Source organism: Streptomyces sp. A01 (genome assembly GCF_059026195.1).
Genome location: NZ_JBWLKN010000010.1, coordinates 118941 through 145690, shown reverse-complemented (window position 1 = coordinate 145690; position 26750 = coordinate 118941). Strand labels below are relative to the sequence as shown.

The following is a 26750-nucleotide window of genomic DNA, read 5'->3' as shown; positions in this document are numbered from 1 at the left end:
CTTGGCGGTTTCAGTTCTTTCACTACCGGGCATAAGGCCCAGGCGCTGCGGGCAACGTCGCCCGCGGCCGTTCGTCGCGCAGGTGGGCCGTATCGCCCCCTCGCACCGCCCCACCGCTTTCGTGCGGTGTCCGCATGCTGAAACGCCGTATCCGCTTCTTGAGAAGCGGGCCATCATGTAACCTGCACGAAATTCGCAGAGGGCCAACGTCGTCCCTCGGCACCAGCACTTGCCACCGACGACGACGGGAGAGCCGATGCGTTCCGCGCACCCCCAGCCCGTGCCTTCCGCGACCGGCAGCGGCGCCACCGCTGCCTGGTCGCCGCTGCACGGGCGCCCCGCCCAACAGGGGATGTACGACCCCCGTAACGAGCACGACGCATGCGGCGTCGGCTTTGTCGCGACGCTCACCGGCGAGGCCAGCCACGCGCTGGTCGAACAGGCCCTCACCGTCCTGCGCAACCTGGAACACCGCGGAGCCACCGGCTCCGAGCCGGACTCCGGCGACGGCGCGGGCATCCTTTTGCAGGTGCCGGACGCGTTCCTGCGGGAGAGCGTGAGCTTCCCGTTGCCCGAGGCGGGCGCGTACGCCGTCGGCATCGCCTTCCTCCCCGGCGCGGCTGAGGAAGCCGCCGCCGCGGTCTCACGCATTGAGACGATCGCGACCGAAGAGGGTCTGACCGTCCTGGGCTGGCGTGTCGTCCCCGTCGCCCCCGAGCTGCTCGGCAACGGCGCCCGCGCGACCATGCCGGCCTTCTCCCAGCTCTTCGTCGCCGACGCCGAGGGCACCGCGTCAGGGCTGGAGCTGGACCGTAAGGCGTTCCTGCTGCGCAAGCGCGCCGAGCGGGAGGCCGGGGTGTACTTCCCCTCGCTCTCCGCGCGGACCCTCGTCTACAAGGGCATGCTCACCACCGGGCAGCTGGAGCCGTTCTTCCCCGACCTCTCCGACCGCCGGTTCGCCACCGCCATCGCGCTGGTGCACTCGCGGTTCTCGACCAACACCTTCCCGTCCTGGCCGCTGGCCCACCCGTACCGCTTCGTCGCGCACAACGGCGAGATCAACACGGTCAAGGGCAACCGGAACTGGATGCGGGCCCGCGAGTCACAGCTCGCGAGCGACCTGTTCGGCGCGGACAAGATCGACCGCATCTTCCCCGTCTGTACGCCCGACGCCTCCGACTCCGCCTCCTTCGACGAGGTACTCGAACTGCTGCACCTCGGCGGCCGGTCGCTGCCGCACAGCGTGCTGATGATGATCCCCGAGGCATGGGAGAACCACGCCTCGATGCCGCAGGACCGCCGCGCGTTCTACCAGTACCACTCCACGATGATGGAGCCCTGGGACGGCCCCGCCTGCGTCACCTTCACCGACGGCACCCAGGTCGGCGCCGTGCTCGACCGCAACGGGCTGCGCCCCGGCCGCTACTGGGTCACCGACGACGGCCTCGTCGTGCTCTCCTCCGAGGTCGGCGTCCTGGAGATCGACCCGTCCAAGGTCGTCCGCAAGGGACGCCTCCAGCCCGGCAAGATGTTCCTCGTCGACACCGCCGAGCACCGCATCATCGAGGACGACGAGATCAAGAGCGGCCTCGCCGCCGAGCAGCCGTACGCGGAATGGCTCGCCACCGGCGAGATCGAGCTGGAGGACCTGCCCGAGCGTGAGCACATCGTGCACACCCACGCCTCGGTCACCCGCCGCCAGCAGACCTTCGGCTACACCGAGGAGGAGCTGCGCATCCTCCTCGCGCCGATGGCCAAGGCGGGCGCTGAGCCGATCGGCTCGATGGGCACCGACTCGCCTATCGCCGCGCTCTCCGACCGCCCCCGGCTGCTGTTCGACTACTTCACCCAGCTCTTCGCGCAGGTCACCAACCCGCCGCTGGACGCCATCCGCGAGGAGCTGGTCACCTCGCTGATCTCCTCGCTCGGCCCGCAGGGCAACCTGCTGGAGCCGACCGCGGCCTCCTGTCGCAGCGTGACCCTCCAGTTCCCGGTGATCGACAACGACGAGCTGGCCAAGCTCGTCCACATCAACGCCGACGGCGACCTGCCAGGGCTGAAGGCCGCCACCCTCTCCGGTCTCTACCGCGTCCATGGCGGCGGCGACGCGCTCGCCGCGCGGATCGCCGAGATCTGCGCCGAGGCCGACTCCGCCATCGCGGACGGCGCCCGGCTCATCACGCTCTCCGACCGGCACTCCGACGCCGAGCACGCGCCGATCCCGTCGCTGCTGCTCACCTCGGCCGTCCACCACCACCTCATCCGCACCAAGCAGCGCACCCAGGTGGGGCTGCTCGTGGAGGCGGGCGATGTCCGCGAGGTGCACCACGTCGCGCTGCTCATCGGCTACGGCGCGGCCGCGGTCAACCCGTACCTCGCCATGGAATCGGTCGAGGACCTGGTGCGCGCCGGGACGTTCCTGCCCGGCATCGAGGCCGAGGACGCCATCCGCAACCTCATCAAGGCGCTCGGCAAGGGCGTGCTCAAGGTGATGTCCAAGATGGGCATCTCCACCGTCGCCTCCTACCGCGGCGCGCAGGTCTTCGAGGCCGTCGGCCTGGACGAGGCGTTCGTGGACACGTACTTCCACGGCACCGCCACCAAGATCGGCGGCGCGGGACTCGACGTCGTCGCCAAGGAGGTCGCCGCCCGGCACGCCAAGGCGTACCCGGCCACCGGTGTCCCCTCCGCGCACCGCTCGCTGGACATCGGCGGCGAGTACCAGTGGCGCCGCGAGGGCGAGCCGCACCTGTTCGACCCGGACACCGTCTTCCGGCTCCAGCACTCCACCCGCGCCCGCCGCTACGACATCTTCAAGAAGTACACGGAGCGGGTCAACGAGCAGTCCGAGCGGCTGATGACGCTACGCGGCCTGTTCGGTCTCAAGAGCGAGCGGCCCTCGATCCCGGTCGAGGAGGTCGAGCCCGTCTCGGAGATCGTCGAGCGGTTCTCCACCGGCGCCATGTCGTACGGCTCGATCTCCCGCGAGGCGCACGAGACCCTCGCCATCGCCATGAACCAGCTGGGCGGCAAGTCCAACACCGGTGAGGGCGGCGAGGACGCGGACCGGCTGTACGACCCGGCGCGGCGCTCGTCCATCAAGCAGGTCGCCTCCGGGCGGTTCGGCGTGACCAGTGAGTACCTGGTCAACTCCGACGACATCCAGATCAAGATGGCGCAGGGCGCCAAGCCCGGCGAGGGCGGCCAGCTGCCCGGCCACAAGGTCTACCCGTGGGTCGCCAAGACCCGGCACTCCACCCCCGGCGTCGGCCTCATCTCGCCGCCTCCGCACCACGACATCTACTCCATCGAGGACCTCGCCCAGCTGATCCACGACCTGAAGAACGCCAACCCCAAGGCGCGTATTCACGTCAAGCTGGTCAGCGAGGTCGGCGTGGGCACCGTCGCCGCCGGTGTCTCCAAGGCGCACGCGGACGTCGTGCTGATCTCCGGCCACGACGGCGGCACCGGCGCCTCCCCGCTGACGAGCCTGAAGCACGCGGGCGGCCCCTGGGAACTCGGCCTCGCCGAGACCCAGCAGACCCTGCTGCTCAACGGGTTGCGGGACCGTATCGTCGTGCAGACCGACGGCCAGCTGAAGACCGGCCGCGACGTGATCATCGCGGCGTTGCTGGGCGCCGAGGAGTTCGGCTTCGCGACCGCGCCGCTGGTCGTCTCCGGCTGCGTGATGATGCGCGTCTGCCACCTGGACACCTGCCCCGTCGGCATCGCCACCCAGAACCCGATCCTGCGCGAGCGGTTCACCGGCAAGGCCGAGTACATCGTCAACTTCTTCAACTTCATCGCGGAGGAGGTCCGGGAGATCCTCGCCGAGCTGGGCTTCCGGACGCTGGAGGAGGCCGTCGGCCACGCGGAGCTGCTGGACACCTCCCGCGCCGTGGACCACTGGAAGGCCAAGGGCCTGGACCTGGAGCCGCTGCTGCACGTCCCGGAGCTGCCGGACGGCGCCGTACGGCACCAGGTCACCGAGCAGGACCACGGTCTGGCGAAGGCACTCGACAACGAGCTGATCAAGCTGGCGGCCGACGCGCTGGCCGCGCCCGACGCCGAGGCCGCGCAGCCGGTCCGCGCCCAGGTCGCGATCCGCAACATCAACCGGACCGTCGGCACCATGCTGGGCCACGAGGTGACGAAGAAGTTCGGCGGCGCCGGACTGCCCGACGACACCATCGACATCACCTTCACCGGGTCGGCGGGCCAGTCGTTCGGCGCGTTCGTGCCGCGCGGCATCACCCTGCGCCTCGAAGGCGACGCCAACGACTACGTCGGCAAGGGCCTGTCCGGCGGCCGGGTCATCGTGCGCCCCGACCGGGGCGCCGACCACCTCGCCGAGTTCTCGACCATCGCGGGCAACACCATCGGCTACGGCGCCACCGGCGGCGAGATGTTCCTGCGCGGGCGGGTCGGCGAGCGGTTCTGTGTGCGTAACTCCGGCGCCACCGTCGTCTCCGAGGGCGTGGGCGACCACGGCTGCGAGTACATGACGGGCGGCAAGGCCGTCGTCCTCGGCGAGACGGGGCGCAACTTCGCGGCCGGTATGTCGGGCGGCGTCGCGTACGTCATCGACCTCAGCCCGGCCAACGTCAACAAGGAACTCACCGGTGCCGTCGAGCCGTTGGACGACGCCGACACTCAGTGGCTGCACGACGTGGTGCGCCGTCACCAGGAGGAGACCGGCTCGACGGTGGCCGCCAAGCTCCTCGCCGACTGGGACACGGCCAAGACCCGCTTCAGCAAGGTCCTGCCCGCCACCTACAAGGCAGTGCTCGCGGCCAAGGACGCCGCCGAGCTAGCCGGGCTCTCCGAGTCCGAGACCACCGAGAAGATGATGGAGGCGGCGACCAATGGCTGACCCCAAGGGCTTTTTGACCACTGGCCGCGAGGTCGCCAAGACCCGCCCGGTGGACGAACGTGTGAAGGACTGGAACGAGGTCTACGTTCCCGGTTCCCTGCTGCCGGTCATCAGCAAGCAGGCCGGCCGCTGCATGGACTGCGGCATCCCGTTCTGCCACGACGGCTGCCCGCTGGGCAACCTCATCCCCGAGTGGAACGACTACGCCTACCGAGGCGACTGGTCCGAGGCCAGCGAGCGGCTGCACGCGACGAACAACTTCCCGGAGTTCACCGGGCGGCTGTGCCCCGCGCCCTGCGAGTCCGCCTGTGTGCTCGGCATCAACCAGCAGCCGGTGACCATCAAGAACGTCGAGGTCACCATCATCGACAAGGCGTGGGAGTCCGGTGACGTGACCCCGCAGCCGCCCGAGCGGCTGTCCGGCAAGACCGTCGCCGTCATCGGCTCGGGACCGGCCGGTCTCGCCGCCGCCCAGCAGCTCACCCGCGCCGGGCACACGGTCGCCGTCTACGAGCGCGCCGACCGCATCGGCGGGCTGCTGCGCTACGGCATCCCCGAGTTCAAGATGGAGAAGCGGCACATCAACCGCCGCATCGAGCAGATGCGCGCGGAAGGCACCAAGTTCCGCACCGAGGTGGAGATCGGCCGCGACGTCGACGCGGCCAAGCTCCGCAGGCGCTACGACGCGGTCGTCATCGCCGCCGGAGCCACCGTCTCCCGCGACCTGGTGGTGCCCGGCCGCGAACTGAACGGCATTTACGCCGCGATGGAGTACCTGCCGCTCGCCAACAAGGTGCAGGAGGGCGACTTCGTCGCTCCTCCCATCACCGCCGAGGGCAAGCACGTCGTCGTCATCGGCGGCGGTGACACCGGCGCGGACTGCGTCGGCACCGCCCACCGGCAGGGCGCGGCCTCCGTCACCCAGCTGGAGATCATGCCCCGGCCGAGCGAGGAGCGCCCCGGCCACCAGCCGTGGCCGACGTTCCCCATGACGTACAAGGTCACCTCCGCGCACGAGGAGGGCGGCGAGCGCGTGTACGCGGTGTCCACCACCCACTTCGAGGGCGACGAGGACGGGAACGTGCAGTTCCTGCACCTGGTCGAGGTCGAGTTCAAGGACGGCAAGTTCGAGCAGAAGCCCGGCACCGAGCGGAAGATCCCGGCCCAGCTGGTCACCCTCGCGATGGGCTTCACCGGCACGGACCAGAGCAACGGCCTCGTCGAGCAGTTCGGCCTGGAGCTGGACGCGCGCGGCAACGTCGCGCGGGACGCGGACTTCGCCACCAACGTGGACGGCGTGTACGTCGCGGGTGACGCGGGCCGTGGCCAGTCGCTGATCGTCTGGGCCATCGCCGAGGGGCGCTCGGCGGCCCGCGCCGTGGACCACTACCTGACCGGTGTGAGCGCCCTGCCCGCGCCGATCAGGCCCACCGACCGTGCGCTGACGGTCTAGCGCCCGGCCGGGAACACCGCCGAGCACTGCCGACAGCGCTGGAGGTGTCCCGTACAGCGCCGTACGGAACAAGCGGCGCCTGCCCATCCCCGACCGGAGGCAGGCGCCGCACTCTCGTTCCCGCCCCCTTTCCGCAGCCTTTCCCCGCTGCCGGCAGCCTGGGCCGATCAGTCAGGTGGAGCGCGGGGGCGGGCAGCTGACACGGAGCCTGAGCAGAGCGGGGCTGACGTCCGCCGTCATCGCCGTGGCCCTCGCCCTGCGGCGGGGTGCTCGGGCGGCAGGGGGGATTCCGCTGCCGACGCCACGCCCACCAGGGAGAACGCCGCGCGGATACGGGGGATCACCCTCCCGGCGTGGAACGCCCACGACTACGACAGCCCCCGGGCGCGGGACTACCTGCGGCGGATCGCCGCCACCGGAGCGCGCTGGGTCACCTTCACCCCCACTTGGTACCAGCGCCACCGCCACGACTCCCGGCCGCACACCACGGCCGAGACCGCGAGCGACACGAGCCCGCGCCGCATCGTGAAGCTGGCGCACGCCGACCCGCACCGCCACCGCCGACACCCGCGAACTCCGCGCGGCATGGCGGCCGATCGCCGCCGAACTCGCCACGTTCGCCGAGCGGAAGAACCGGAAGATCCTGTTCACCGAGGCCGGAGACGTCAGCCGGCACGGCGCCACCACCGTCCCCTACTCATGGTCTGTCAGCGACCGTGAGGCGACGGCCGAGCAGGCCGCCTACGACGCGCTGCTCAGCCTCGTTCGACGGCGCGGACTGGTGGGCCGGAGCGTGCTGGTGGATGTGGGACGACTGGCCGGACAGCGGCGAGACGCCGCCACGGCTCGCCTACAGCCCGCACGGCAAGCCTGCGGAACGGGTGCTGCGGCGCTGGTGGGCGAAGGGCTGAGAGCGCCCGGCCGACCGGCGCGCGCGGCGTGTCACTCCTCGCCGACGTGCGTGATCCGGTCGTCCCCGAGCCGTTGCTGCACGTCGCGCAGCAGGATGCGCAGCAGCTCCGTCAGCTGCTCCTGCTGCTGGGCGGTGAGGCCCGTCAGCAGGTCGGCCTCGCGGGTGAGGACGCGGTCCACGGTGTCCTCCACGAGGGCGTGGCCGGCTTCGGTCAGCTCGACCAGCACCGTGCGGGGGCGGCCCTCGCCTGGGCGGCGGATGACGAGGCCCTCTCGTTCGGCGCGGGCCACGCGCTGCGAGATCGCGCCCGCTGTCACCAGTGAGCGCCTGCTCAGTTCGCGGGTGTTGAGCGTGTACGGGGGGCCGCCGCGCCGCAGGACGCTGAGCAGGTCGAGGGTGGCGGCATCGACCCCCGCCCGGTTCAGCACCCGGCGCCGGTCATCGCCCAGCAGCTTCGCGAGCCGCCACAGCGGCGTGACGATGCCGATGGAGGAGACCGGGGTGCCCGGCCGCTCCCGCTCCCAGGCGGCGGCGATGTCGGCGACCGGGTAGTGCGTCGCCTGGTCGATGGGGTAGCCGGCGCCGCCGTCCGAGGGGCGCTCCGGCTGGTCAGCTCTTGTCACGGGTCCTCCGGAGGGTGTTACGTTTAGATCTGAATTTAGGTCTGAACGAAAGCTCGGAGGTCACTCTATGCCACGCCAGATCCTGGTCACCGGCGGCGGAACCGGCATCGGCCGTGCCATCGCCCGGCACTTCACCCGGCAGGGCGACGCCGTCACGATCACCGGCCGCCGCCCCGGGCCACTGGCCGGGACCGCCGACGAGACAGGCGCCCGCCCGCTCGTCTGCGACCACACCGACCCGGCCCAGCTGGCCGCGCTCGTAGCGGAGCTCCCCGGCAGCGTGGACGTCCTCGTCAACAACGCGGGCGGTAATACCGACATCACCGGACAGGCGCCGGGCGGCGCGCCGGAGGAGGACCCGGAGGGCGCGCCGGGACTGGCCGCCTACGCGGCGCGGTTCCGGGCCAACCTCGAAGCGAACCTGCTGAGCGTCGCGCTCACCACGCGCGCCGTCACCGACCGGCTGGCGGCCGGGGGAGCGGTGGTCCACATCGGCTCCATCGCCGCCGACCAGGCCGCAGGCTCCTATGGTGCGGCCAAGGCGGGGCTCACCGGCTGGAACCTCGACCTGGCGGCGACGCTCGGCCCCCGGGACATCACCGCCAACATCGTCTCGCCCGGCTACATCGCCGACACCGAGTTCTTCCGCGACGCCCTCACCGCCGAGCGCCGCGAGCAGCTGGTGGCCGCCACGGCCGTGGGCCGCCCGGGATCGCCCGAGGACATCGCGGGGACGGTCGCCTTCCTGTGCTCCCCGGCCGCCCGGCACATCACCGGCCAGGTGCTGAACGTGAACGGAGGCGCCCGCATGGTCCGTTGAGCGCGGATGGCGGGCGGGTGTGAGGCCGAAGCGCCCGCGCCCACCCCGGCTCGACCCGTCACACACCACCCACCCGCTCCGGCCCGCCGCGCGGCGTACGCCCTCCCAGCAGGGCGTACGCCGCGCGGCTTCGTTCTGCCTTGACAGCGGCGGCGAGGCTGCACCATCATTCCACTAACTGATTAGTGAAAGGGTGGTGCGGGTGGTCGAGTACCGCATCGACCGGCGCAGCGGCGTCGCCACCTATCTGCAGATCGTCCAGCAGACGAAACAGGCGCTGCGCCTTGGGCTGTTGCAGCCGGGAGACCGGCTGCCCACGGCCAAAGCGGTCGTCGCGGCCACCGCGATCAACCCGAACACCGTCCTGAAGGCGTACCGCGAGCTGGAACGCGAGGGTCTGGTCGAACCCCGGCCGGGGCTTGGCACCTTCGTACGGCGGTCGTTGGCGCGGCCCGAAGCAGCCGCCGACTCGCCGCTGCGGGCGGAGTTGGCGGCCTGGATGGACCGGGCCCGTGCGGCCGGACTCGGCCGCGAGGATGTGGCGGCGCTGCTCGCCTCGGTCCTCGAAGATCGCTTCGCGGGCTCGGCCGACGCCGACGCGGGGCCGATGGGGACGAACGAATGACAACGGTGAACGGGGGATGACGGGTGACGACCGACCGGGTGACGACCGACGATGCGGGGGCCACGGGCGCGGCGGCTGTGGAGGTGTGGGGCCTGGGCAAGAGATACCGGCGCGGCTGGGCGTTGCGTGACGTCACCTTCCGGCTGCCCGCCGGACGCGTCTGCGCCCTGGTCGGCCCCAACGGCTCCGGTAAGAGCACGTTCCTCGCGCTGGCGGCCGGCCTGCTGGCTCCCGGCGCGGGCAGCCTGCGCCTCTTCGGCGAGGCCCCCGCGACCCGGGCCAGCCGACGGCGTACCGCCTTCGTCGGCCAGGACAAGCCGCTCTACCCGCGCTTCACCGTCGCCGAGACCCTGCGCCTGGGCCGCGAACTCAACCCGGGCTGGAGCCAGTCGGCCGCAGAGCAGGTCGTACGCGAGGCGGACGTGCCGCTGTCCGCCCGCGTCTCCACGCTGTCCGGCGGGCAGCGCACCTGCGTGGCGCTCGCCCTCGCCCTCGGCAAGCGCGCCGACCTGCTGCTGCTCGACGAACCGATGTCCGACCAGGACCCGCTGCGCCGCCGCCGGATGATGGGCGCTCTGATGGCCGAGGCCGCCGAGCACGGCACCACCGTGGTGATCTCCACGCACGTCCTCGCGGAACTCGACGGCGTCAGCGACTACCTGTTGCTGTTCGGCGACGGCAGACTCCGGCTCGCGGGCGAGACCGACGCCATCCAGGCCGCGCACACCCACGTGACAGGCGCCCACAAGGGCGAAGGCCCGCCCGCCGAGTTCGGTGAGCACACCGTCGTGGAGTCCCGTACGACGGGCCGCCAGCTCTCCGCCCTGATACGCCCCGGCGCGGCCTCGCTGCCCGGCGACTGGATCACGGCGGAACCGTCCGTCGAGGAAATCCTGCTGAGCTATCTGCGCTCACCGGACGCCCCGCCGTTGCTCACGCGCACCGCCCGCGCGCACACCTCGGAGACGGCCGCGTGAAGGGCCTGACGTGGGTGGTCTGGCGTCAGCAGCGGGCGGTGCTGTGGACGGGTTCCTTGCTGCTGGTCGTGGTCGCCGGCTATCTCGTGTACGGGCGACTCGACCTGGTCGGCTTCCAGCAGGACCACGGCATCGAAGGCTGCCACGCCTTCATGGAAACCTGCCACGGGAAGGTCATAGCAGGCCAAGACAGCCCTGACGGCCCGCCGGTCTTCCGGAAGCTCGACGAGGTGTACCGGGGCCGGCTTCTCGAAGCCGGTCGGCTGCTGCTCTTCCTGCCCCTGCTGATCGGCACCTTCGTAGGCGCCCCGCTGTTCGCACGCGAGGTGGAGAGCGGTACGCACCGACTGGCCCTGTCCCAGTCGGTCGGCCCCTGGCGCTGGCTCGCCGCCAAGCTGGCCATGGCCGCCGCGTTCACCCTGCTCGTCTCCGGCACCCTGACCGCCCTGTACGGGTGGTGGTGGCATTCCACGTACAGCGACTTCGGGAATCTCGTCTGGGAGACGCCCGTGCCCTTCCTCGTGGCGGGCCCCGCGGCCGTCGCGGTGGCGCTGCTCGCGCTGGTCCTCGGCGCGGCGATCGGCCTGGTCGTCCGCAGGACCCTGCCCGCCATGGTGCTCTCTCTGGCCGCATCGGTCAGCATGATGTCCCTGCTCAAGATCCGTGGCCTGGCCTTCGACCTGTGGTCCCCGGTCACCGCGAAGGCGGCTCCCGACTCCGCCGCCTATACGCCCAGGGACTCGCGGAGCGTGTTCTATGGCTATCTCACCGAGCACGGAGAGAAGCTGCGGCTCTTGGAATGCGGCGGTACCGACCGCGAGATGCGGCGGCGCTGCCTCGACCAGCACGACGTGGTCAGCTCGATCACCGAATACCACCCCGCGAGTCACTTCTGGCCCATGCAGTGGGTTCTGACGGCGGTGCTCCTGGCCGCTGCCGTCGCGCTCGTCGCGTTCTGCCTGTGGTGGGTCCGCCGCCGACCGGCCTGAACCCCGCCCGCGTGCCGCGCCCTTCACCGTGATCCTCGAACGGAGTCGCTGTCCCATGGTTCCCTCACCGCCGCGCGCCATGGTCGCCGACGTGCGCTCCGCCCGGACCACCCGCCCCCCGTCCACCACGCGCCCCGAACCCCTCACCCGCCCTACGCCCCGGCGGCCCGGCGGCCCGCGCGTCGGCCGGGCGGTCGTCGCCTTAGCCCCCGTCGTGCTGACGCTCGTCCTCGGGTTGTGGGACATCCGCCGCGAGAACTCCCTGTGGCTCGACGAGTCGACGACGTACCAGATCACGCATCGCGATCTCGCCGACATCTGGCACCTGCTGGGCACCGCCGACATCGTGCACGGCCTCTACTACCTGCTGATGCATGGCGTGTTCACCATCTGGGACGGCGGTCTCACAGCCCTGCGGCTCCCCTCCGTGCTCGCCGCGGCAGTCGCCGCCTCCGGCATCGCGCTGATCGGGCGGCGACTGGTGAACGCGCGGGCGGGCCTGGCCGCCGGGCTTGCCTTCCCTCTGTTCTACGAGGTGCAGGAGTACACGCAGGAGGGCCGCTCCTACGCGGTGGTCTGCGCTCTCGTGATGTGGTCGACCTACCTGTTGCTGAGCGCCGTCGCCCGGCCCGGCCCGGGGACGTGGTCCCGCTATGTGGCCGTGCTGACGCTGGCCTGCCTCCTGCACGAGTTCGCGATCCTGGCGATGCTCGCGCACGGGGCCACCCTCGTCCTCGCCCGTGTCACCGGTGATCTGCGCTGGTCCTGGGCCCGGAGCGCGGCCTGCGTCGTGACCCTGATCATGCCGCTCGTCATCGTCAGTCAGCAGCAGGCACGCCTGGTCGGATGGATATCGCCACCCACCATGTCCCAACTGCTTGGCTGCGCCCAGACCGCACTGGTGGGCGTGGTGCTCGCGCTGGCGGCGGCACGCGTCCCCGCGTCAGGACGTGTCGGACTGCCCGCGTTGGCGCTGCCCATGCTCGTGCTGCCCCCGGCGCTGCTCATGGCCGTGTCGTTCGTCCACCCGCTGTACGTCGACCGGTATGTGCTCTACAGCCACCTGGGTCTCGCCCTGCTGGTGGGGGCCGCACTCGACTGGGCCTTGCGCGCGGCGGGCCGCCTGGGTCCCGCTGCTGTCGCCTGCGTCCTGGGTGCGGTGGCGGTGGCCGTCATGGGTGTCGTGCCGGACGCGGTGTATCTCCGTACGGCCGAGAGCCGCCAGAGCAACGAGGTGGCCGCCGCCCAGCTCGTAGGCGAACTCTCCGAGCCCGGCGACGGGGTGCTCTTCCTCCCGGCCAAGCGAGCGGAGTCACTGCTGTCACAACCGGAGGAGTTCCGCGGGCTGCGGAACCTCGCGGAGGCCCAGGACGCGGCCTCGTCCGGCACGCTGCACGGCACCGAACTGCCCGCCGCGCTCATCCGCCGGAACATGTTGTCCGTGGACCGCGTCGTCGCCGTGGCCGACCCGCCCTACAAGACACCGGCCGACACCCCGGAAGAGAACACGAAACGCGCGGTGCTGCGGAAGCACTTCACACAGTGCGAGCAGCGGGCGCTGAAGGGGATGCGGGTCATCGTGTACGCCCGTCCGGGGAAGTGCTGAGGGCCGCCTCGCTGATGTCAGCCACCAGCTCGACCGTGTCAGGCCCGTACGCCTCGGAGTTGACGACCTTCAGGAGCAGGCAGAACGTTCCCGTCTCACCATGGACCCGGGTGAGCCGCGGGTACTCCCGGGCCAGGTAGCGGGTCGTCGCCTGGTTGGCGACCGACCGCTGCCCGCAGATCAGGAACAGCGGCGCGTGGCCCGGGCCCGGTGCGACCCGGGCGAGAAGGGCGTACTCGCGGCGCCCGCGCTCCATGCGGTACGTGACGCCGCCCACCGTGTAGTCTCCCTGCCCGCTGACCCGGAAACCGGGCAGCGACGCCGACAGATGCGCGGCCATCCGGCGATTGGCACCCGGGCCGCCGACACAGAACTCGGGCCTGGCGCCGGTCCCGAGCCGCGCCTCGTCGTGCGCGATGACCTCGAACTCCGCCTGGCACTCCTTGATCAGGGCGGCGAGTTCGATGAGCGCGTACGTGTCGTACCGGGCCACGCTGTCAGCCGGGCCGCCGAAGTCGCGGCTGACGACGAGCAGGCACCCGGCTCCACCAGGGAGCCCGAAGAAGCGCTGCTTGCGGCGGAGTGCGCGGCGGAGCAGAAACGTCCGGGAGAACCAGCCGAACCCGGTGCCGATGCCCGCCGTGGCCAAGCCCAGTACGAGGTTCAGCAGTATCTCGTCCATGGGGGCCGAGCGTAGTTCAGACCTGATCATCGCGATGGGGCGGGAGGAGCCGTCCCCGTAAGGCGGCCGGGAGAGCCAACAGGCCGCGCACGCAGGGCGGGCGGACGGCGCCGGAGTCCGGATGGCAGACGGCGCCCGTAACGGCCCCGGCCCGTAAGGATAGGTTGATCAGGCCAGCCGGTGGTGGCGATGACGCCGCTGTCACTGGCGTCCCTTGAGGTGAGCCGTCGGACCGGCGGGTCAGCGGGACGGCTCGGAGACAGGATCGCCGGGCGCCGCCCAGCGGCCGGTCGCGACCGACAGGGACCGCGTCAAGCCAGACCGCCACGGACGGGAGAGGGGCCACAGCATGCGGCTGCACACGAGGGAGTGGGGAACGGGCGACCGGCTCGCGCTGCTCATCCACGGGATCATGTCGGACCACCGCACCTGGCGGCGGGTGGGCCCGGCGCTGGCGGCGGACGGATACCGGGTGCTCGCCGTCGATCTGCGCGGACACGGGGAGAGCGACCGCGCGGACGAGTACAGCGTGGAGCTGTTCGCCGAGGACCTTGCGGAGAACCTGCCGGTCGGTGCCGACCTGGCGATCGGGCATTCGCTCGGCGGCCTCTCGCTGTCGCTCGTCGTGGACCGGCTGCGGCCCGCGCGCGCCGTCTACAGCGACCCGGCGTGGGCGCTCGGCAGCGGCGAACGCCCGCTGGAGCCCAAGATGTTCGTCCAGTTGCGGAAGGCCAGCCGCAACATGATCGCGTCCTTCAACCCGCACTGGGAGGAGGGCGACATCGACGCGGAACTCGCCGGGATCGCCGCCTGGGACCCGGCGTCGGCGCACGCCGTGGGTGGTGAGAACGCCGTCGACCGCATACCCGCCCGGCCCGTGGTCCCCTCGCTGGTGCAGGTGGCCGACCCCAGCTACCTGGTCGCCGAGGAACTGAAGGACGAGCTGCGTGACCGCGGCTTCGACGTGCGGACCATCAAGGGCGCCGGGCACTCCATCCACCGGGACGACTTCGACGGTTTCATGGACTCCGTGCGCGACTGGCTCTGACCGGCGGGCGGATCACGGAAGCGACCGGCGGCCGCCGCCAGCCTCAGATGTCGCCGGCCTCAGGTGTCGCAGTCGAGCACCGTCCGGCACAGCCCGCAGCGGGCGCGCAGCCGTCCTCGTACCGGCACGCGGATGCGCTGGTGGCAGACCGGGCAGGGGAAGCGGACCTGGAGGGGGCGATGGCCCTCGAAGGTGTAGTCGCCGGTCGGTGCGGTCGCGCGGGCAGAGCCGGCGGCCGGACCGCGCAGCAGGTCCAGGGCGTGGCGGCGATCCTTGGCGTACCGTCGGCGGCCCGGCCATCCGCTGGCGGCGAGGGGCGGCTGCCGTTCGTCTCGACGGGCCTGCGCCAGCCCCTTGGTGTACGCGTCGTACGCCTGCGGGCTGGTGAACCAGGGGGCGAGGTCCTCGCCGAACACCAGCGCCCGCTTGGCGAGTACGTAGCCGAACTCCTCCGGGGTCAGGTAGCCGAGCTTCTGACTGGAGACAGAGCTTTCGCGGTAGGCGTCGAGCAGCAGCCACCCCGCGCCGAGATAGGCGGCCGCGGTGTCCGTGAGGATCTCGTTGTCGCGGGTGCCGGGGAAGGCCAGGTCGAGGCGGTGCAGATAGACGTGCATCACCTCGTGGGCGAGCGCGGCCCCGATGTCACGCCGGTGGGACGTGAAGCGCGCGTTGAGCTCGATGAAGTACTCGGGCCCGGCCGCGAGTTCCACGTTGCCCGCGTGCTCCATCTCCCGGAAGCTGACGATCATGCGGGCGTCGGGCAGCCGCAGGTGCCTGACCATGACGCGGGCGAGGCGCTGTACCCCGAGGTAGAGGTCGTCGTCATCGGGGAACGCGACGTCGGCGGGCGGCACGCTGAGCGGGAACATGCGCACGGTGTCGGGTGAAAGACGCTTGTACAGCGCGGTGATCGAGGCGCGCACCGTCTCCAGATGCGGAAATCCGTGCTGGATCTCGCTGCCCGCTGTCGTCACACCGCACCCCCGTACGCCCGGTCCCGCTGACCTGCCTCAACTGTACGGACGGCCACGGTCCGCGTCAGTGCCGCGGGGGTCGCGTGGGGTGGCGCGCCCTCAACTGGCTGATAAGAAGCCCTTGTCACCGGGTTCTGTTTTTCCACATAATCACAGAGCGCTTTGCGGGCTCACCCCACGGGGTCCGGACGCTTTACGGCTTGTCGCCAGGTCTGCACCTTTATTCTCCGGCGGCGGTCTCCGGATGACTTCTTGGCATGGGCCCGCCAATCGCGGCTACCCCCCACGAGAGGAAATCCGTTGTCCAAGTTCTCGAAGACCGTCAAAAGAAGTGCCGCGTTCGGTGCCGTCGCCCTCGCCGCCTTCAGCCTGACGCCGGGCACCGCCTTCGCGCAGAGCGACCCGAGCGGTCCGAGCACCAAGATCGTCGGTGGTACCCCGGCCGAGCAGGGCGAATTCCCGTTCATGGTCCGCCTGTCGATGGGTTGCGGCGGTGCGCTGTACGCCCAGGACGTCGTACTGACCGCCGCCCACTGTGTGGACGGCAGCGGCCCGAACACCGACATCGAGGTCACCGGCGGCGTCGTCGACCTCGACGACCCGGCCGCGAAGAAGGCCAAGTCGACCGAGGTGCTTCAGGCCCCCGGTTACGACGGCAAGGGCAAGGACTGGGCTCTGATCAAGCTGGACAAGCCGATCGACCAGCCGACCCTGAAGATCGCCGAGTCGGACGCGCTCAACAACGGCGACTTCGACATCGCTGGTTGGGGTGCCGACAAGGAGGGCGGCAACCAGCAGCAGAAGCTGCTCAAGGCGAAGGTGCCCTTCATCGACGACGCCACCTGCAAGGCCGCGGGCGGCTCGTACGGAGACCTGGTGGACGCCGAGGAGCTGTGCGCCGGTGTCGAAGCGGGTGGCGTGGACACCTGCCAGGGTGACTCCGGTGGCCCCATGTTCCGCAAGGACGACGCCGGTGAGTGGATTCAGGTCGGCATCGTCAGCTGGGGCGAGGGCTGCGCGCGGCCCGGCAAGCCCGGCGTGTACACCGAGGTGAGCCACTTCGCCGCGGACATCAAGAAGGGCGCGGAGCAGCTCGCGGGCTGATCCACGACCGGCTGGCCGCCGAGCCGCAGGGAACGCGGAGCGCGTCCTGAGGGCAGCTGGTGCTGAGGACGGCCGGTACTGAAGGCGGCCGGTCCTGAGTGAGGACAGCCGGTACTGAAGACAGCCGTTACTGAAGACAGGGAAACAGGGAAGGCCGTGCGGGCCCGGTGGCGACACCGACCCGCACGGCCTTCCTTCGCCTGTCCGCGAACGTACGGTCGTGGCGCGGTTTTTCGGGTTGTCCGGAAAATCGTCTGCCATGTCCGGAACTCGGCCCTTGTCACCGGGTCCGCGCGCTCCACATAATTCGAGCGTCACTTTCTCGGCCCCACACCGCTGAGTCCGGATGTTGTGCGGTCTGCCGTCCCGTTTCCACGGATGTTCTACGGCGGAGACGTCCGGCTCTCTGGTTGTCATGATTCTGCCAATTGTGCACTTCCACCCCACGAGAGGACATCCGGTGAACAAACTTATGAAGCACCTCAAGAGATGTGTGGCGGTCGGCGCGGTCACCCTCGCCGCCGTCAGCCTCACGCCCACCAGCGCGATAGCGCAGGACAAGGGCCCCGAGCCCGGCCCCAGTGTCGTCGGCGGCACCCGGGCGGCGCAGGGCGAGTTCCCGTTCATGGTGCGGCTGTCCATGGGCTGCGGCGGCGCGCTGTACACCCAGACGATCGTGCTGACCGCCGCGCACTGTGTGAACGGCAGCGGTGCCAACACCAGCATCACCGCGACCGCGGGCGTCGTGGACCTGCAGAGCTCCAGCGCCATCAAGGTCAAGTCCACCCGCGTCCTGCAGGCCCCCGGCTACAACGGCACGGGCAAGGACTGGGCCCTCATCAAGCTGGCCAAGCCCATCAACCTGCCGACGCTGAACATCGCCACGACCTCGGCGTACAACAACGGCACCTTCGACATCGCGGGCTGGGGCGCCGCCCGTGAGGGCGGCGCGCAGCAGCGCTACCTCCTCAAGGCCAAGGTCCCCTTCGTCAGCGACGCCACCTGCAAGGCGTCAGGCGGTTCGTACTCCGGCCTGGTCGCCGCCGAAGAGATGTGCGCCGGTCTCCCGCAGGGCGGCGTGGACACCTGCCAGGGCGACTCCGGTGGCCCCATGTTCCGCAAGGACAACGCGGGTCAGTGGATTCAGGTCGGCATCGTCAGCTGGGGCGAGGGCTGCGCGCGGCCCGGCAAGCCCGGCGTCTACACCGAGGTGAGCCACTTCGCCTCGGCCATCAAGACCGCCGCGGGCCAGCTCGGCTGACCCCACCCGGCCGCCCCTCCCCGCCCCTGAGCGGCGCCAGCCGCCGCCCATCCCGCCCATCCCCAGCCCCACTGCTCTCCGCTGGGGCATGACGCGTGACGCCCGGCCGGACGAACGACCGGGCGACGGCGGGGCATATCAGGCCAGACAGCACGGGCCGCGTCTGCGGACGCGGCCCGTGCCGTCGTCGGGCCCCGGCCCACCGAGGCCACGGGGGCGAGCGGCCCCCTCGGGAGACGTCCATCCCGCGTCCTTTACGCGCATGAGCCGCGTGCGCGCGTGCACAGCTGTCGGACCCTTCGAACCGTCATCCGGGATGGGCCATACGGTAGGCGTAGGGAAAACCGGCAGGCCCGGTCATCGACAACCCTGGACGCCCCCCCCATGACGGACACCACCTATAACGGACACCGCCTATGACCGAGCAGGAACGGGAGCTGGCGGTCCCTGTAGTCCGCCAGGGAAACAGGGAGACCTGGCGTGTACGCGCTACCGGAACGCCTCGCTGCTCGCTGTCGCTGGATTCTCCGGACGGTCGACGGTACGAGTCCAGTAGCCCGGACCTGTGCGTCCGTGCCGCCAGGCTGATCCGTAAGCTCGCCTCTTGCGCATCGGCGTGAAGCGCTCGTAATCGGGCTCCCTTCGCCGAGCATGCTCAACTTGACCGAGGACGAACCGGCATAGCGACGCCCTGCGCGTCAGCGCCGGTCGGTATCGCCGGTCAGGGGATGTCAGTCTCCAGGGCCGCGCGGACGGCCGAGGCGCCGGAGAAGTCGGTGGGCAGGGCGTCCATGATCAGCTCGTCGACGGGCTGGCCGAGCCAGAAGCCGGACTGCCGCAGCCGTCCGGAGGGGCGGAAGCCGGCCTTCTCGTATGCGGCGATGCCGGACTGATTGGGTTCGAGGACCTTCAGCCAGATCATGCGCAGGGCGCCGAGGTGGAAGCCCCAGTCGAGGGTGAGGCGGGCGGCCTCGGCCGCATATCCCTTTCCCCGGGCCTCGGGTGCGAGGAGCATGACGAACTCGGCCGTGCGGACGAACTGGTTGACGCTCAGCACGGTCAGCCCGACCGGCGTCATGTCCTCCAGGCGCACCACCTCGAACTGCGGGTAGTTGTGATTGCCTCGCTGGCCCTCCCAACCCGCGTTGCGGACTTCCCAGGACTGGGGGAACTGGTTGCCGTAGCCGAGGATCGTGCCAGGGTCGTTCTCCCACGTGTGGTACGCGGCCAGCATCTCGTGGCGGGGCTGGCCCAGGGCGAACCGGTCGCCGGACAGGAGGATGCGCGGACTGCTCATGTTGTGTTCCCTTCCGGCCGCTGCCGGTGGTCGGGGCCGGGGCCGTCTGGTGTGCAGGTCGGGGTGTAGAGGGCGGTGTCGTCCGGTTCCTCGACCGGGCGTCCTGCCGAGTCGGCGATCCAGGCATGCAGTCGTACCGGGTCGGTGGCGACGCCGTGCCGCCACTCGGCCCGCCGCCCGGCCAGGGTGAGCAGAACCGCTGCGGCGGTCGACTGTTCCAGGCAGGCCCAGCGGGCAGGGATCACCGCGGCGGCCCGGCGCATAGCCCGCACCGCATACGCCGCCTGCTGATCGCTGGCCAGCGGGAGGGACCGTCCCACGCGGGCGAGCCGCACCATGCGGGCGAAGCGGCCTCGCCGGGGGCCGATCGCCACGGCGGCGGCGGTCACCACCACGGCGGGCACGGCCCCTAGCCGCCACCGCAATGGGGCCGGGCTGGGTGCGGGGAGGACCGCGGAGACTTCGAGCGTCCCCCAGGAGAGGACCGAGCCGTCATGCCGCACCACGCTACCGGCCGGGGCAGGGTCCGAGCCCGCTGTGCGGGGCCGCAACTGGGTGCAGCCAGTGCGGTAGTCGATCGTGATACACGCGTTCGGAGTGATCACCGACACTGCGTTCGCATCGTTCACGTCACGGCCTCCTTTGCCGGTCCCCAGGCGATGGACGGTGCCTCCTCCACGGCTGCGAGCCACATCTCGGCGCTCATGACCGTCAGCAGCGAGGGCCAGATCGTGTCCGCCCCCAGGGCCACACCGTGCACCGCGGCTCGCAGGGGGGCAGGGTCGATCAGCCCCATGCCCGCCAGGCGGGCGTCGGTCAGTGCGAGGACGCGTGAGAGGTTGGCCCGCACCCCCTGGTGGAAGTCAGCGGCGAACACGCCCTTGGTGGCACGCTGACGGTGGGCCTCCGGCAGCAGAACGCCGACCGAGTCGACCAGCATGGGTTTGTAGCGGCGGACGGAGAACCGCCTCCAGGAGGGCGCGGATACGACCGCGTCCAGCAGGGCGCCGTCGAAATACGGGTTGTGCAGCTCGACGCCGAGCGAGTCGGTGAGCTGGACGTCCGCGCAGGCGAGGCGCGCGGCTCCGCGGACGTCGGCCACGAGTACAGCGTCCGCATCCCCGTCCGCCTCACTGTTCTCGGCGTCGGCCGCAGTCGCGGTGACCCATGGCGGCCGGACCAGCCAGGGGCGGGCCAGGCGGGGCGCGTCCCCGCGCAGGGCCGACCTCAGGACCGGCCAGGGGCTGATCTTCCGTAAGCGGGCCCATGCCTGGGCGTCGGTGGCCATCCGCAGCAGACGGCCCCGTCGGGCGAGATCGGCGAGGTGGGTGGGCGGCGCCAGGAACAGGTTGTCACCGCCGTCCCCGGTCAGATGACACACGGACCCGGCCTGGCGAGCTGTCCGCAGCTGTGCGGAGAGCATCGCCCAGACGATGGCCGACGGTGCAGGCTCGTCCGTTGGCGGGAGCCGGTCGGCGGCGGGGGTGAAGGGGAGGTGTTCGGCCCGTAGCGGGAACAGGGCCAGACGAAGGCCCGGTGTGGTCAGCGCGCGGGCATAGGACATGTCGCCGCCTTCGGTGATGCCTTCGGGGTGCACGGTGATGCCCGTGACCGGCCCGTACTGGGCGGCGATCACCGTGAGAGTGGTGGAGTCCATCCCGGCCAGGTCCGTCGAGACCGCTGTCGCTGTCTCGACCCGGGCCCGAACCCCTGCGGTCAGCGCGCGGTATACCAACGGCAGCGCGTCCTCGTGCGCCCGCGAGCCCGGTGCCCACCACCCCGATACGGACGCCGAACCGTCGGCGCCCATCGACAGGCGGTGTCCAGGCGGGACCGGCACCACACCCGCCCAGGCACTGCGGTTCTTGTGGGGCGCTTGTCGGTCCAGCAGGTACGAGGTCAACCACTCGGCATCCACGCGGCCACCGTTCAGGGTGGACAGGGCTCGTGAGCTTGACCCCCACACCATCCCGCCGGGTGTTTGGACTGTGTAGATGGGGCAGGCGGAGGCCGCGTCAGTGATCACCTCCACCAAACCGGCCGTATTGAGCCGGACGGCGGTGTACGAACCGGCCCAGGCGCCGCTGACGGAGGCGAAGTCGTGGGCGGTCAGGGCTGCGGCGAACTCATCTTCGCTGGCCGAGCAGGAGCCGAACACAGCGAGCCGCCCGCCGTGGCCGTCACGCGTGTGTGCCAGCCGCTCGGGCCATGGGCCTGCCGTCCACAGCGGCGGATCATGCCACACCATCTGGGCGCCTGCTGGGACCACCGGCCGCCCGCCTGCCGTGCACCCACCGAACCAGCGCATCCCCAAACCCCAACCTGTCGCTGCTGTTCAGACAGTGAGGTGGCGGCCCCCGGCAGGAGGCCACCACCGTTGTGCGTCAGCTGTACGGTGTCTGCTTGGCCTCCACGCTCTGACTGGAACTGCCCTTCGTCAGGGTGGCCGCGTCGCCGAGCACGATCACTGCGGGGGGTGTGAGGTCTTCCTCGCGCTCCCGCCGGATCGTCTCGTCACTCTGGGGTGCCATCTGCTTCCCTCCCCTCTGCCAGCTCGGTGGAGTGGAACAACTGCTCGCACTTGTGGACGTGCGCATCCGCCCCGTATGAGGGCTGACTCCTCGCCGTACCAGCCGGGCCGAGAGACCACTGGCACGGTGTGGGTGGCGCCGGGCACCGCGTGGTGCTGCGGCACCATGTCCGCCGTAATACTCGCAATCAGGCGGACGTTGATACCGAACTTCCTGCTGCCGATGGACACTCGCCGACTGATGACGCCGGACGGACGGATCACGACCGGCGGCAGGGCCGGGGTCTGATGAAGGCGGGCTGTATCAAGCCCCATCCGGGGCGGTGCCTTGCGAGGGTGCGCCGCGCAGCAGTGTATCCAGCGGGATAGTTCTCGTGGAGTTGGCCAGTGAGCCAACTGCGGTCTCCAGCCGGGCTGGGGTGACCCCCAGGTGCTGCACGGCTGCGCTGGCCAGTTGGTCGGACAGGCGGGTCTGCAGGAATGCCTCATGGCGGTGTTCGGCGATTGCGATCGCCAGATCCTCCAGAGTGGGGATGACCTTGCGTCGCGTGGTCTGCTGCGGTGGGACGCCGTGCGTTGTCCACACCACGACCTCCTGCTTGGCGGTGTCGAACACGACGCTGAACGGCAACTGTTGCGGAAGCGGCTCAGGCATTTCTCCTCCTGGTGTAAGTCCAGTGGCAGTGGATCTGCCGATCAGAATGAGTCGAGTCCTGGGGGCGGCCCCGCCGCAGACTCTGAGGCCGGGCGGGACCGCCGACGGCGCCGCGGGGAGGAGGCGGCGTCCGCCGCACACCCTGTGTTAGGGGTGCGGCTCGGCGGGCAGCGACGCCACGGGGGAACATGCCGCTGTCAGCCGAAGTGTCGGTAGGGGCAGCAGGACCGTGACGGTTTTGCCGAGCCCGTCAGTGTCCATGGGCGTGTGGACACGCCCGCCCGCTTCGGCGGTGAGGGCTTCGACCAGCCGGAGCCCCCAGCCGCCACTGCCATCCAGGTGCGGTACCTCTACCGCCTGGGGCAGCTGCGGGTCCCGGTCGTGCACGGCCACCGATAGCTCTCCGCCGCCCAAGGCGAGGGTCACGTCCGCCGTTGGCGACGCATCGGCGGCGTGCTGGACGAAGTTGGTGACCAGCTCGCTCACCGCGAGCAAGGCCGTGTCCACCACAGCCGATCCGCGCGTAAGCCCCCACATCGCCAGATGGGCGGCGACCTCGTAGCGAGCGACGGGCACGGACGCCTCGACCGCCTCGACCGTGAAGGACAGATGCCGGTCGCACACCACGGCGGCCATTATTGGGTCCGCTTCGATCCCGTCCGTCCACCGCTCGCGTGTCTGGTCTGGCACCGCTCGCATCGCTAGGGGCTCCTTCCGTTCGGACGGCATCCGCACGCCCAGCCGCAAACGATCAGCGACGGTGGCACTACGGATCGTGAAGCATCCCCAGAATGAAGGAACGAACTTCCCTCACGCAAGTGCGTGAGGGAAATGGCATATTCACTTTCTGCGGTCCGGGGGGATGCGAACATGTGGGCGGCAGCGCCGAGAGCAGGCAGTGCGGCAGACTTGCGCTGGGCAACACCGTCCGCACGTTGTTGTGAGGAGGGGCGATGAGTCCTGGGAACGGCCCAACGGTCCGCAAGCGCCAGCTCGGTGCCGAGCTGCGACGGCTGCGGGAGAAGGCTGGCAAGAGGATCGAGGACGTGGCCGAGCATCTGGAATGCTCCATGTCCAAGGTCAGCCGGGTGGAGACGGGGCAGGCCCCGATTAAGGCCCGAGACGTGCGCGACCTGCTGACCTGGTACGACGTGGACGACACGGCCCATGTGGAGGCAGTCATGCAGATCCACAAGGACGCCCAGCAGCAAGGCTGGTGGGCCCAGTTCGATGACGTGCTGCCCTCGGGGATGAGCACGTACGCGGGACTGGAGTCCGACGCGATGACCCTGCGGTCCTTCGAGCCGTTCGTCATTCACGGTCTCCTGCAGACCGAGGCGTACATCAGAGCGCTGATGGCGGCGGGGAACCCGATGGACCAGACCGACATCGAGCAGCTGGTGAAGTTCCGGCTACGGCGCCAGCAGATGCTGGAAAAGGCATCTGGTCCGCTGGAGTTGTGGGTGGTGCTGGAGGAGACGGTGCTGCGACGGCCGGTCGGCGGCAAGGAGGTGATGCTGGAACAACTCGACCACCTGATCGACAAGGCCGCCCTGCCGAACGTGACTGTCCAGGTCATGCCGTTGGCCAAGGGAGCCCACCCCGCGATGGTCGGGTCTTTCACGCTGCTGGAGTTCGGCCAGATGACGCCCACCGTCATCTACGTCGAGTCCGCAGCCGGGAACATCTACCTGGAAAAGGAACGCGACGTCCGCAGATTCACCCAGAGCTTCGACCTGCTGCGGGCGGCGGCCCCCGACCCACAAGAGACAACAGCGCTGCTGAAAGGCATCGCGAGGGAGATGCAAAAGACATGAACACCCAGGCCGGGCGCCCGACGCCCCAGGTGGACCTGAATGGTGCGGTGTGGCGTAAGAGCACCCGCAGTGCCCAAAACGGAGCGTGCGTGGAAGTCGCCTTCATCGATGGTGCCGTGGCCATGCGCGACTCGAAGAACCCGGACGGCTCCGTCCTGCTGTTCTGGCCGGATGAGTGGGACGCTTTCCTCGACGGCGCCCAAGGCGGGGAGTTCAACTGCCTCTGACCTCGCAGTCATCTCACTAACCGCAGGCCGCACACCGAGCCTAGGAGTGCGACTTGGGCCGGTCCGAACGAACCCCAGTCGCCCGGGCCGGCCACCAAGTCTCACCCATTCCCGACCCTGTGTACCGGCAACCCCGAGGCCAACCCCGTCCCTGCCTCCGGCATCATGAGGACGCGATGCGCCAGATCTGGGCGAACCAGTCGGCGCGGCGCAGGCACTGGCTCACCATTCGGTCCGCTCAACGCTGACTCCCCGGCGGCGCACTTCGTGGCTGATGTTCGGACTCGATCGTGTCAATGTCCTCCAGAAAGTCCGCCAACTCCCACATCCGGCTCAGCCAACGTACTGCCTTATCAGAGTTATCCTCCAGCCTCTGCAACTCGTTGAGCGTTGCCCATCGCTGTTGTGCGCGGCTCTTGAAGTGCATGTGGTGTGTGAGCGAACCGAGCGCTTTTTGCTGGCCTGTGAACCAGGGGCGCGGGCCACCCGCTAGCTCCTCAACCGCTTGGGTAATCAGGAAAGTCTTCTCGGGAGAGAACCATGACAGTGTCGAAGCGCTTACACGGGGACGAATCTCAGTGCTGAGGAAGTGCCATTGGGCTGACACCATGCCTGCCCATATTGCACCATCTTTCATCGCAGTACCTAGATCGAACAAGTGCCTGCAGTCGTCATGGAACTCGTTCAGCAATGCCGAGAAGCGATTGAGGTCTGCGGCGCCCCTCGCCCTGGGAGTCGGCTGATACGTGCCCCGGAGTGCGGTCGCCTGCCGTCGCACTTCGATCGCCCGGTAGCGGAGCTGGATCAACGCTGGCTTCGGATCACTTCGCACGGAGGTCGTAAACGCGCCCAGGATCATCTGCCGGAACTCTGAGAGGGTCCTGGACGATTGGCGTCGCACGGCGCGACTCTCAATAGCCTCCGCCTGGGCATTCCCTACGTGACTCAGCACGGCGAGGGCTAGAGGGACACCGAACAACAAGCCGGTAAGGCTTGACAGCAAGTTCGTTACATAGCTCTTGTTCTCCCACCACCCGTAACCGTCACCGCACACACCGAAAACAAGGAAGGTGATCCCCGCAGGAATGGAGACGCAGCACAGCCAAAGAATGGGTGCAGGCGTCTCCTGCCAGTAGTCCGTCAACGTCTTCCGAACCGTGGAAATTCCCATGCTCCGGCATATCCCTGTATCGGTGAGACACGAAGGAGACCCGCCTGGCAATGGGCCACTTGGAGTACATCATTACCTGAGAGCATTGGGCTCGAAGACCCTGAAGAAGGCCCCGCGCGGCATGACCTCCGTCACGCCGACGAGCTCTGGAAGCGACACGATGAACTCTCCCAGCGCGACACAGGCCGAGGCGGCACACCGCCTGCAGACCGTGTCCCACCTACGTGGGACACGGTCTCTGTCGACCCAAGTCGGCCAGGAGCGTATACAAATGGACGATCACGGGACGACTTCGGTAGGTGGATGGCCGAAGGCACCACCGGCGCTGTACAGCGAACCGAAGAAGAATGGGCCACCATTGCCGGGCACGTCCGCCAAGCGGCGAACACGATCGGTCCGTCGCTGCCGTTGAGTCTTTCTGGCGAACCCCAGGACTGCGGGCGGAGTGCGCAACAGCATGTGTTGGCGTGGGCTGCCGCGCATCACATCATCCAACAGTCGGCCCCTCAGTCAGGCACGTGCGGAACATGTCGCCGGACCCCTGCACCAACCGTCTGGCTGAGCTGCGAGCCCAAGTTGCTCCCGTGCACGCCTCTACTGACCAGCGCGGCCGCTCTGTGCAGCTCCGTCCGTGCTTTCCCGTAACCCCTGCCCCCCGACCCGAACCCGGCTCAGCCTCCCTGCCCGTAGCACAAGCAGAACGGATGCCCCGCGGGGTCCGTGAAGACGCGGAAGCCCGACGTGCGGCCGCCGCTGTCGTGGAGGAAGGTCGCGCCGAGGGCGATGACCTCCCGCTGGGCCCGCTCCACGTCCTCGATGGTGGCCACCTCAAGGTCCAGGTGGAACTGCTGCGGATAGGCGGGGTCGGGCCAGCGGGGTGGCTGGTGGTCCGCCACCTGCTAGAACGCGAAGCGCTGGCCGGTCTCCGCGGTCAGCCACACCCAGGACGGGTCGCTGTCATCGATCCGCCAGCCCAGGATCTGGCCGTAGAAGGCGGCGAGTGCGGGCGGGTCGGGGCAGTCGATGACGGTGCACTGGAGTTTGGCGATCATGCAGGCAGGGTGCCCGCGGGTCGGCCATTAGTCCAACAGCGGCACCGTCTTTG

General features: G+C 69.8%; 23 protein-coding genes and 1 pseudogene. 13 read left to right on the top strand and 11 right to left on the bottom strand.

Annotation, left to right across the window (positions count from 1 at the left end; translation table 11 throughout):
- Nucleotides 1-256 precede the first annotated feature (256 nt).
- The 3 genes from gltB (at nucleotide 257) to AC5P1B_RS15955 (ending at nucleotide 7237) form a co-directional block, all read left to right on the top strand.
- Nucleotides 257-4873: a glutamate synthase large subunit gene (gltB, locus tag AC5P1B_RS15965; protein ID WP_493887788.1), complete on the top strand. Its 4617-nt coding sequence runs from the start codon at nucleotides 257-259 to the stop codon at nucleotides 4871-4873.
- On the top strand, nucleotides 4866-6326 hold the full coding sequence (locus AC5P1B_RS15960) for a glutamate synthase subunit beta (RefSeq protein ID WP_493887787.1): 1461 nt from the start codon (nucleotides 4866-4868) through the stop codon (nucleotides 6324-6326). The genes gltB and AC5P1B_RS15960 overlap by 8 nt, the downstream gene beginning before the upstream one ends.
- Before the next feature lie 716 nt (nucleotides 6327-7042).
- Nucleotides 7043-7237 (top strand): hypothetical protein, encoded by a 195-nt coding sequence (locus AC5P1B_RS15955; RefSeq protein WP_493887786.1) that lies wholly within the window; start codon nucleotides 7043-7045, stop codon nucleotides 7235-7237.
- A 31-nt stretch (nucleotides 7238-7268) separates the two neighbouring features.
- Here the strand turns inward: AC5P1B_RS15955 and AC5P1B_RS15950 are convergent, their stop codons facing one another.
- A complete protein-coding gene (locus AC5P1B_RS15950) occupies nucleotides 7269-7808 on the bottom strand; it encodes a MarR family winged helix-turn-helix transcriptional regulator (protein WP_493887930.1) in 540 nt (179 codons plus the stop codon).
- Nucleotides 7809-7929: 121 nt separating this feature from the next.
- On the opposite strand from AC5P1B_RS15950, the gene AC5P1B_RS15945 reads away from it, so the two are divergent.
- The 5 genes from AC5P1B_RS15945 (at nucleotide 7930) to AC5P1B_RS15925 (ending at nucleotide 12879) form a co-directional block, all read left to right on the top strand.
- Complete coding sequence (locus tag AC5P1B_RS15945) at nucleotides 7930-8682, top strand: SDR family NAD(P)-dependent oxidoreductase (protein ID WP_493887785.1); 753 nt, start codon at nucleotides 7930-7932, stop codon at nucleotides 8680-8682.
- Between the two features lie 202 nt (nucleotides 8683-8884).
- On the top strand, nucleotides 8885-9307 hold the full coding sequence (locus AC5P1B_RS15940; RefSeq protein WP_493887784.1) for a GntR family transcriptional regulator: 423 nt from the start codon (nucleotides 8885-8887) through the stop codon (nucleotides 9305-9307).
- 23 nt (nucleotides 9308-9330) lie between these two features.
- Entirely contained in the window at nucleotides 9331-10284 is a 954-nt protein-coding gene (locus AC5P1B_RS15935) for an ATP-binding cassette domain-containing protein (RefSeq protein ID WP_493887783.1), read from the top strand.
- Nucleotides 10281-11273: an ABC-2 membrane transporter-related protein gene (locus AC5P1B_RS15930; RefSeq protein WP_493887782.1), complete on the top strand. Its 993-nt coding sequence runs from the start codon at nucleotides 10281-10283 to the stop codon at nucleotides 11271-11273. The genes AC5P1B_RS15935 and AC5P1B_RS15930 overlap by 4 nt, the downstream gene beginning before the upstream one ends.
- 55 nt (nucleotides 11274-11328) lie before the next feature.
- Nucleotides 11329-12879: a glycosyltransferase family 39 protein gene (locus AC5P1B_RS15925; RefSeq protein ID WP_493887781.1), complete on the top strand. Its 1551-nt coding sequence runs from the start codon at nucleotides 11329-11331 to the stop codon at nucleotides 12877-12879.
- On the opposite strand, the gene AC5P1B_RS15920 is transcribed toward AC5P1B_RS15925, so the two are convergent.
- Nucleotides 12848-13561, bottom strand: a complete 714-nt coding sequence (locus tag AC5P1B_RS15920; RefSeq protein WP_493887780.1) for a hypothetical protein — start codon at nucleotides 13559-13561, stop codon at nucleotides 12848-12850. The genes AC5P1B_RS15925 and AC5P1B_RS15920 overlap by 32 nt on opposite strands.
- A gap of 349 nt (nucleotides 13562-13910) precedes the next feature.
- On the opposite strand from AC5P1B_RS15920, the gene AC5P1B_RS15915 reads away from it, so the two are divergent.
- Nucleotides 13911-14609: an alpha/beta fold hydrolase gene (locus tag AC5P1B_RS15915; protein ID WP_493887779.1), complete on the top strand. Its 699-nt coding sequence runs from the start codon at nucleotides 13911-13913 to the stop codon at nucleotides 14607-14609.
- A 59-nt stretch (nucleotides 14610-14668) separates the two neighbouring features.
- Here the strand turns inward: AC5P1B_RS15915 and AC5P1B_RS15910 are convergent, their stop codons facing one another.
- Nucleotides 14669-15583: a hypothetical protein gene (locus tag AC5P1B_RS15910; RefSeq protein WP_493887778.1), complete on the bottom strand. Its 915-nt coding sequence runs from the start codon at nucleotides 15581-15583 to the stop codon at nucleotides 14669-14671.
- A gap of 300 nt (nucleotides 15584-15883) precedes the next feature.
- On the opposite strand from AC5P1B_RS15910, the gene AC5P1B_RS15905 reads away from it, so the two are divergent.
- Together AC5P1B_RS15905 and AC5P1B_RS15900 are read left to right on the top strand one after the other, a co-directional pair.
- The gene (locus AC5P1B_RS15905; RefSeq protein ID WP_493887777.1) at nucleotides 15884-16687 is read left to right on the top strand and encodes a S1 family peptidase; all 804 of its coding nucleotides are present in this window, start codon (nucleotides 15884-15886) and stop codon (nucleotides 16685-16687) included.
- 472 nt (nucleotides 16688-17159) lie between these two features.
- Nucleotides 17160-17948 (top strand): S1 family peptidase, encoded by a 789-nt coding sequence (locus tag AC5P1B_RS15900; RefSeq protein WP_493887929.1) that lies wholly within the window; start codon nucleotides 17160-17162, stop codon nucleotides 17946-17948.
- A 721-nt stretch (nucleotides 17949-18669) separates the two neighbouring features.
- Here the strand turns inward: AC5P1B_RS15900 and AC5P1B_RS15895 are convergent.
- The 6 genes from AC5P1B_RS15895 to AC5P1B_RS15870 all read right to left on the bottom strand — a co-directional run bounded on the left by AC5P1B_RS15895 (nucleotide 18670) and on the right by AC5P1B_RS15870 (nucleotide 23129).
- Nucleotides 18670-19245 (bottom strand): GNAT family N-acetyltransferase, encoded by a 576-nt coding sequence (locus AC5P1B_RS15895; RefSeq protein WP_493887775.1) that lies wholly within the window; start codon nucleotides 19243-19245, stop codon nucleotides 18670-18672.
- The gene (locus AC5P1B_RS15890) at nucleotides 19242-19874 is read right to left on the bottom strand and encodes a lasso peptide biosynthesis B2 protein (RefSeq protein ID WP_493887774.1); all 633 of its coding nucleotides are present in this window, start codon (nucleotides 19872-19874) and stop codon (nucleotides 19242-19244) included. The genes AC5P1B_RS15895 and AC5P1B_RS15890 overlap by 4 nt, the downstream gene beginning before the upstream one ends.
- Nucleotides 19871-21553, bottom strand: coding sequence for an albusnodin/ikarugamycin family macrolactam cyclase (locus AC5P1B_RS15885; protein WP_493887773.1), 1683 nt, complete (start codon nucleotides 21551-21553; stop codon nucleotides 19871-19873). Before AC5P1B_RS15885 ends, AC5P1B_RS15890 begins: the two co-directional genes overlap by 4 nt.
- 76 nt (nucleotides 21554-21629) lie before the next feature.
- Nucleotides 21630-21776 (bottom strand): albusnodin family lasso peptide, encoded by a 147-nt coding sequence (locus AC5P1B_RS15880; protein ID WP_493887771.1) that lies wholly within the window; start codon nucleotides 21774-21776, stop codon nucleotides 21630-21632.
- Between the two features lie 303 nt (nucleotides 21777-22079).
- Nucleotides 22080-22430, bottom strand: coding sequence for a hypothetical protein (locus tag AC5P1B_RS15875; protein ID WP_493887770.1), 351 nt, complete (start codon nucleotides 22428-22430; stop codon nucleotides 22080-22082).
- A 147-nt stretch (nucleotides 22431-22577) separates the two neighbouring features.
- On the bottom strand, nucleotides 22578-23129 hold the full coding sequence (locus AC5P1B_RS15870; protein ID WP_493887768.1) for an ATP-binding protein: 552 nt from the start codon (nucleotides 23127-23129) through the stop codon (nucleotides 22578-22580).
- A 254-nt stretch (nucleotides 23130-23383) separates the two neighbouring features.
- Here AC5P1B_RS15870 and AC5P1B_RS15865 point away from each other — a divergent pair, with 254 nt between their 5' ends.
- Both AC5P1B_RS15865 and AC5P1B_RS15860 read left to right on the top strand, forming a co-directional pair.
- Entirely contained in the window at nucleotides 23384-24247 is an 864-nt protein-coding gene (locus AC5P1B_RS15865; protein ID WP_493887766.1) for a helix-turn-helix domain-containing protein, read from the top strand.
- Nucleotides 24244-24474 carry a DUF397 domain-containing protein gene (locus AC5P1B_RS15860; protein WP_493887765.1) on the top strand — a complete coding sequence of 77 codons (231 nt, stop codon included), beginning with the start codon at nucleotides 24244-24246 and terminating at the stop codon, nucleotides 24472-24474. Before AC5P1B_RS15865 ends, AC5P1B_RS15860 begins: the two co-directional genes overlap by 4 nt.
- Nucleotides 24475-24712: 238 nt before the next feature.
- Here the strand turns inward: AC5P1B_RS15860 and AC5P1B_RS15855 are convergent, their stop codons facing one another.
- Nucleotides 24713-25645 carry a hypothetical protein gene (locus AC5P1B_RS15855; protein WP_493887764.1) on the bottom strand — a complete coding sequence of 311 codons (933 nt, stop codon included), beginning with the start codon at nucleotides 25643-25645 and terminating at the stop codon, nucleotides 24713-24715.
- A 671-nt stretch (nucleotides 25646-26316) separates the two neighbouring features.
- Nucleotides 26317-26697, bottom strand: a pseudogene (locus AC5P1B_RS15850) (VOC family protein).
- Between the last annotated feature and the right edge of the window lie 53 nt (nucleotides 26698-26750).

Bases quoted from the DNA above. Each gene is read 5' to 3' on its own strand.
- AC5P1B_RS15875 (WP_493887770.1), bottom strand. From the start codon at position 22,430: ATGCCTGAGCCGCTTCCGCAACAGTTGCCGTTCAGCGTCGTGTTCGAC.
- AC5P1B_RS15900 (WP_493887929.1), top strand. From the start codon at position 17,160: ATGAAGCACCTCAAGAGATGTGTGGCGGTCGGCGCGGTCACCCTCGCC.
- AC5P1B_RS15945 (WP_493887785.1), top strand. From the start codon at position 7,930: ATGCCACGCCAGATCCTGGTCACCGGCGGCGGAACCGGCATCGGCCGT.
- AC5P1B_RS15920 (WP_493887780.1), bottom strand. From the start codon at position 13,561: ATGGACGAGATACTGCTGAACCTCGTACTGGGCTTGGCCACGGCGGGC.
- AC5P1B_RS15855 (WP_493887764.1), bottom strand. From the start codon at position 25,645: ATGGGAATTTCCACGGTTCGGAAGACGTTGACGGACTACTGGCAGGAG.
- AC5P1B_RS15880 (WP_493887771.1), bottom strand. From the start codon at position 21,776: ATGGCACCCCAGAGTGACGAGACGATCCGGCGGGAGCGCGAGGAAGAC.
- AC5P1B_RS15925 (WP_493887781.1), top strand. From the start codon at position 11,329: ATGGTTCCCTCACCGCCGCGCGCCATGGTCGCCGACGTGCGCTCCGCC.
- AC5P1B_RS15870 (WP_493887768.1), bottom strand. From the start codon at position 23,129: ATGCGAGCGGTGCCAGACCAGACACGCGAGCGGTGGACGGACGGGATC.
- gltB (WP_493887788.1), top strand. From the start codon at position 257: ATGCGTTCCGCGCACCCCCAGCCCGTGCCTTCCGCGACCGGCAGCGGC.
- AC5P1B_RS15960 (WP_493887787.1), top strand. From the start codon at position 4,866: ATGGCTGACCCCAAGGGCTTTTTGACCACTGGCCGCGAGGTCGCCAAG.
- AC5P1B_RS15915 (WP_493887779.1), top strand. From the start codon at position 13,911: ATGCGGCTGCACACGAGGGAGTGGGGAACGGGCGACCGGCTCGCGCTG.
- AC5P1B_RS15865 (WP_493887766.1), top strand. From the start codon at position 23,384: ATGAGTCCTGGGAACGGCCCAACGGTCCGCAAGCGCCAGCTCGGTGCC.
- AC5P1B_RS15860 (WP_493887765.1), top strand. From the start codon at position 24,244: ATGAACACCCAGGCCGGGCGCCCGACGCCCCAGGTGGACCTGAATGGT.
- AC5P1B_RS15885 (WP_493887773.1), bottom strand. From the start codon at position 21,553: ATGCGCTGGTTCGGTGGGTGCACGGCAGGCGGGCGGCCGGTGGTCCCA.
- AC5P1B_RS15895 (WP_493887775.1), bottom strand. From the start codon at position 19,245: ATGAGCAGTCCGCGCATCCTCCTGTCCGGCGACCGGTTCGCCCTGGGC.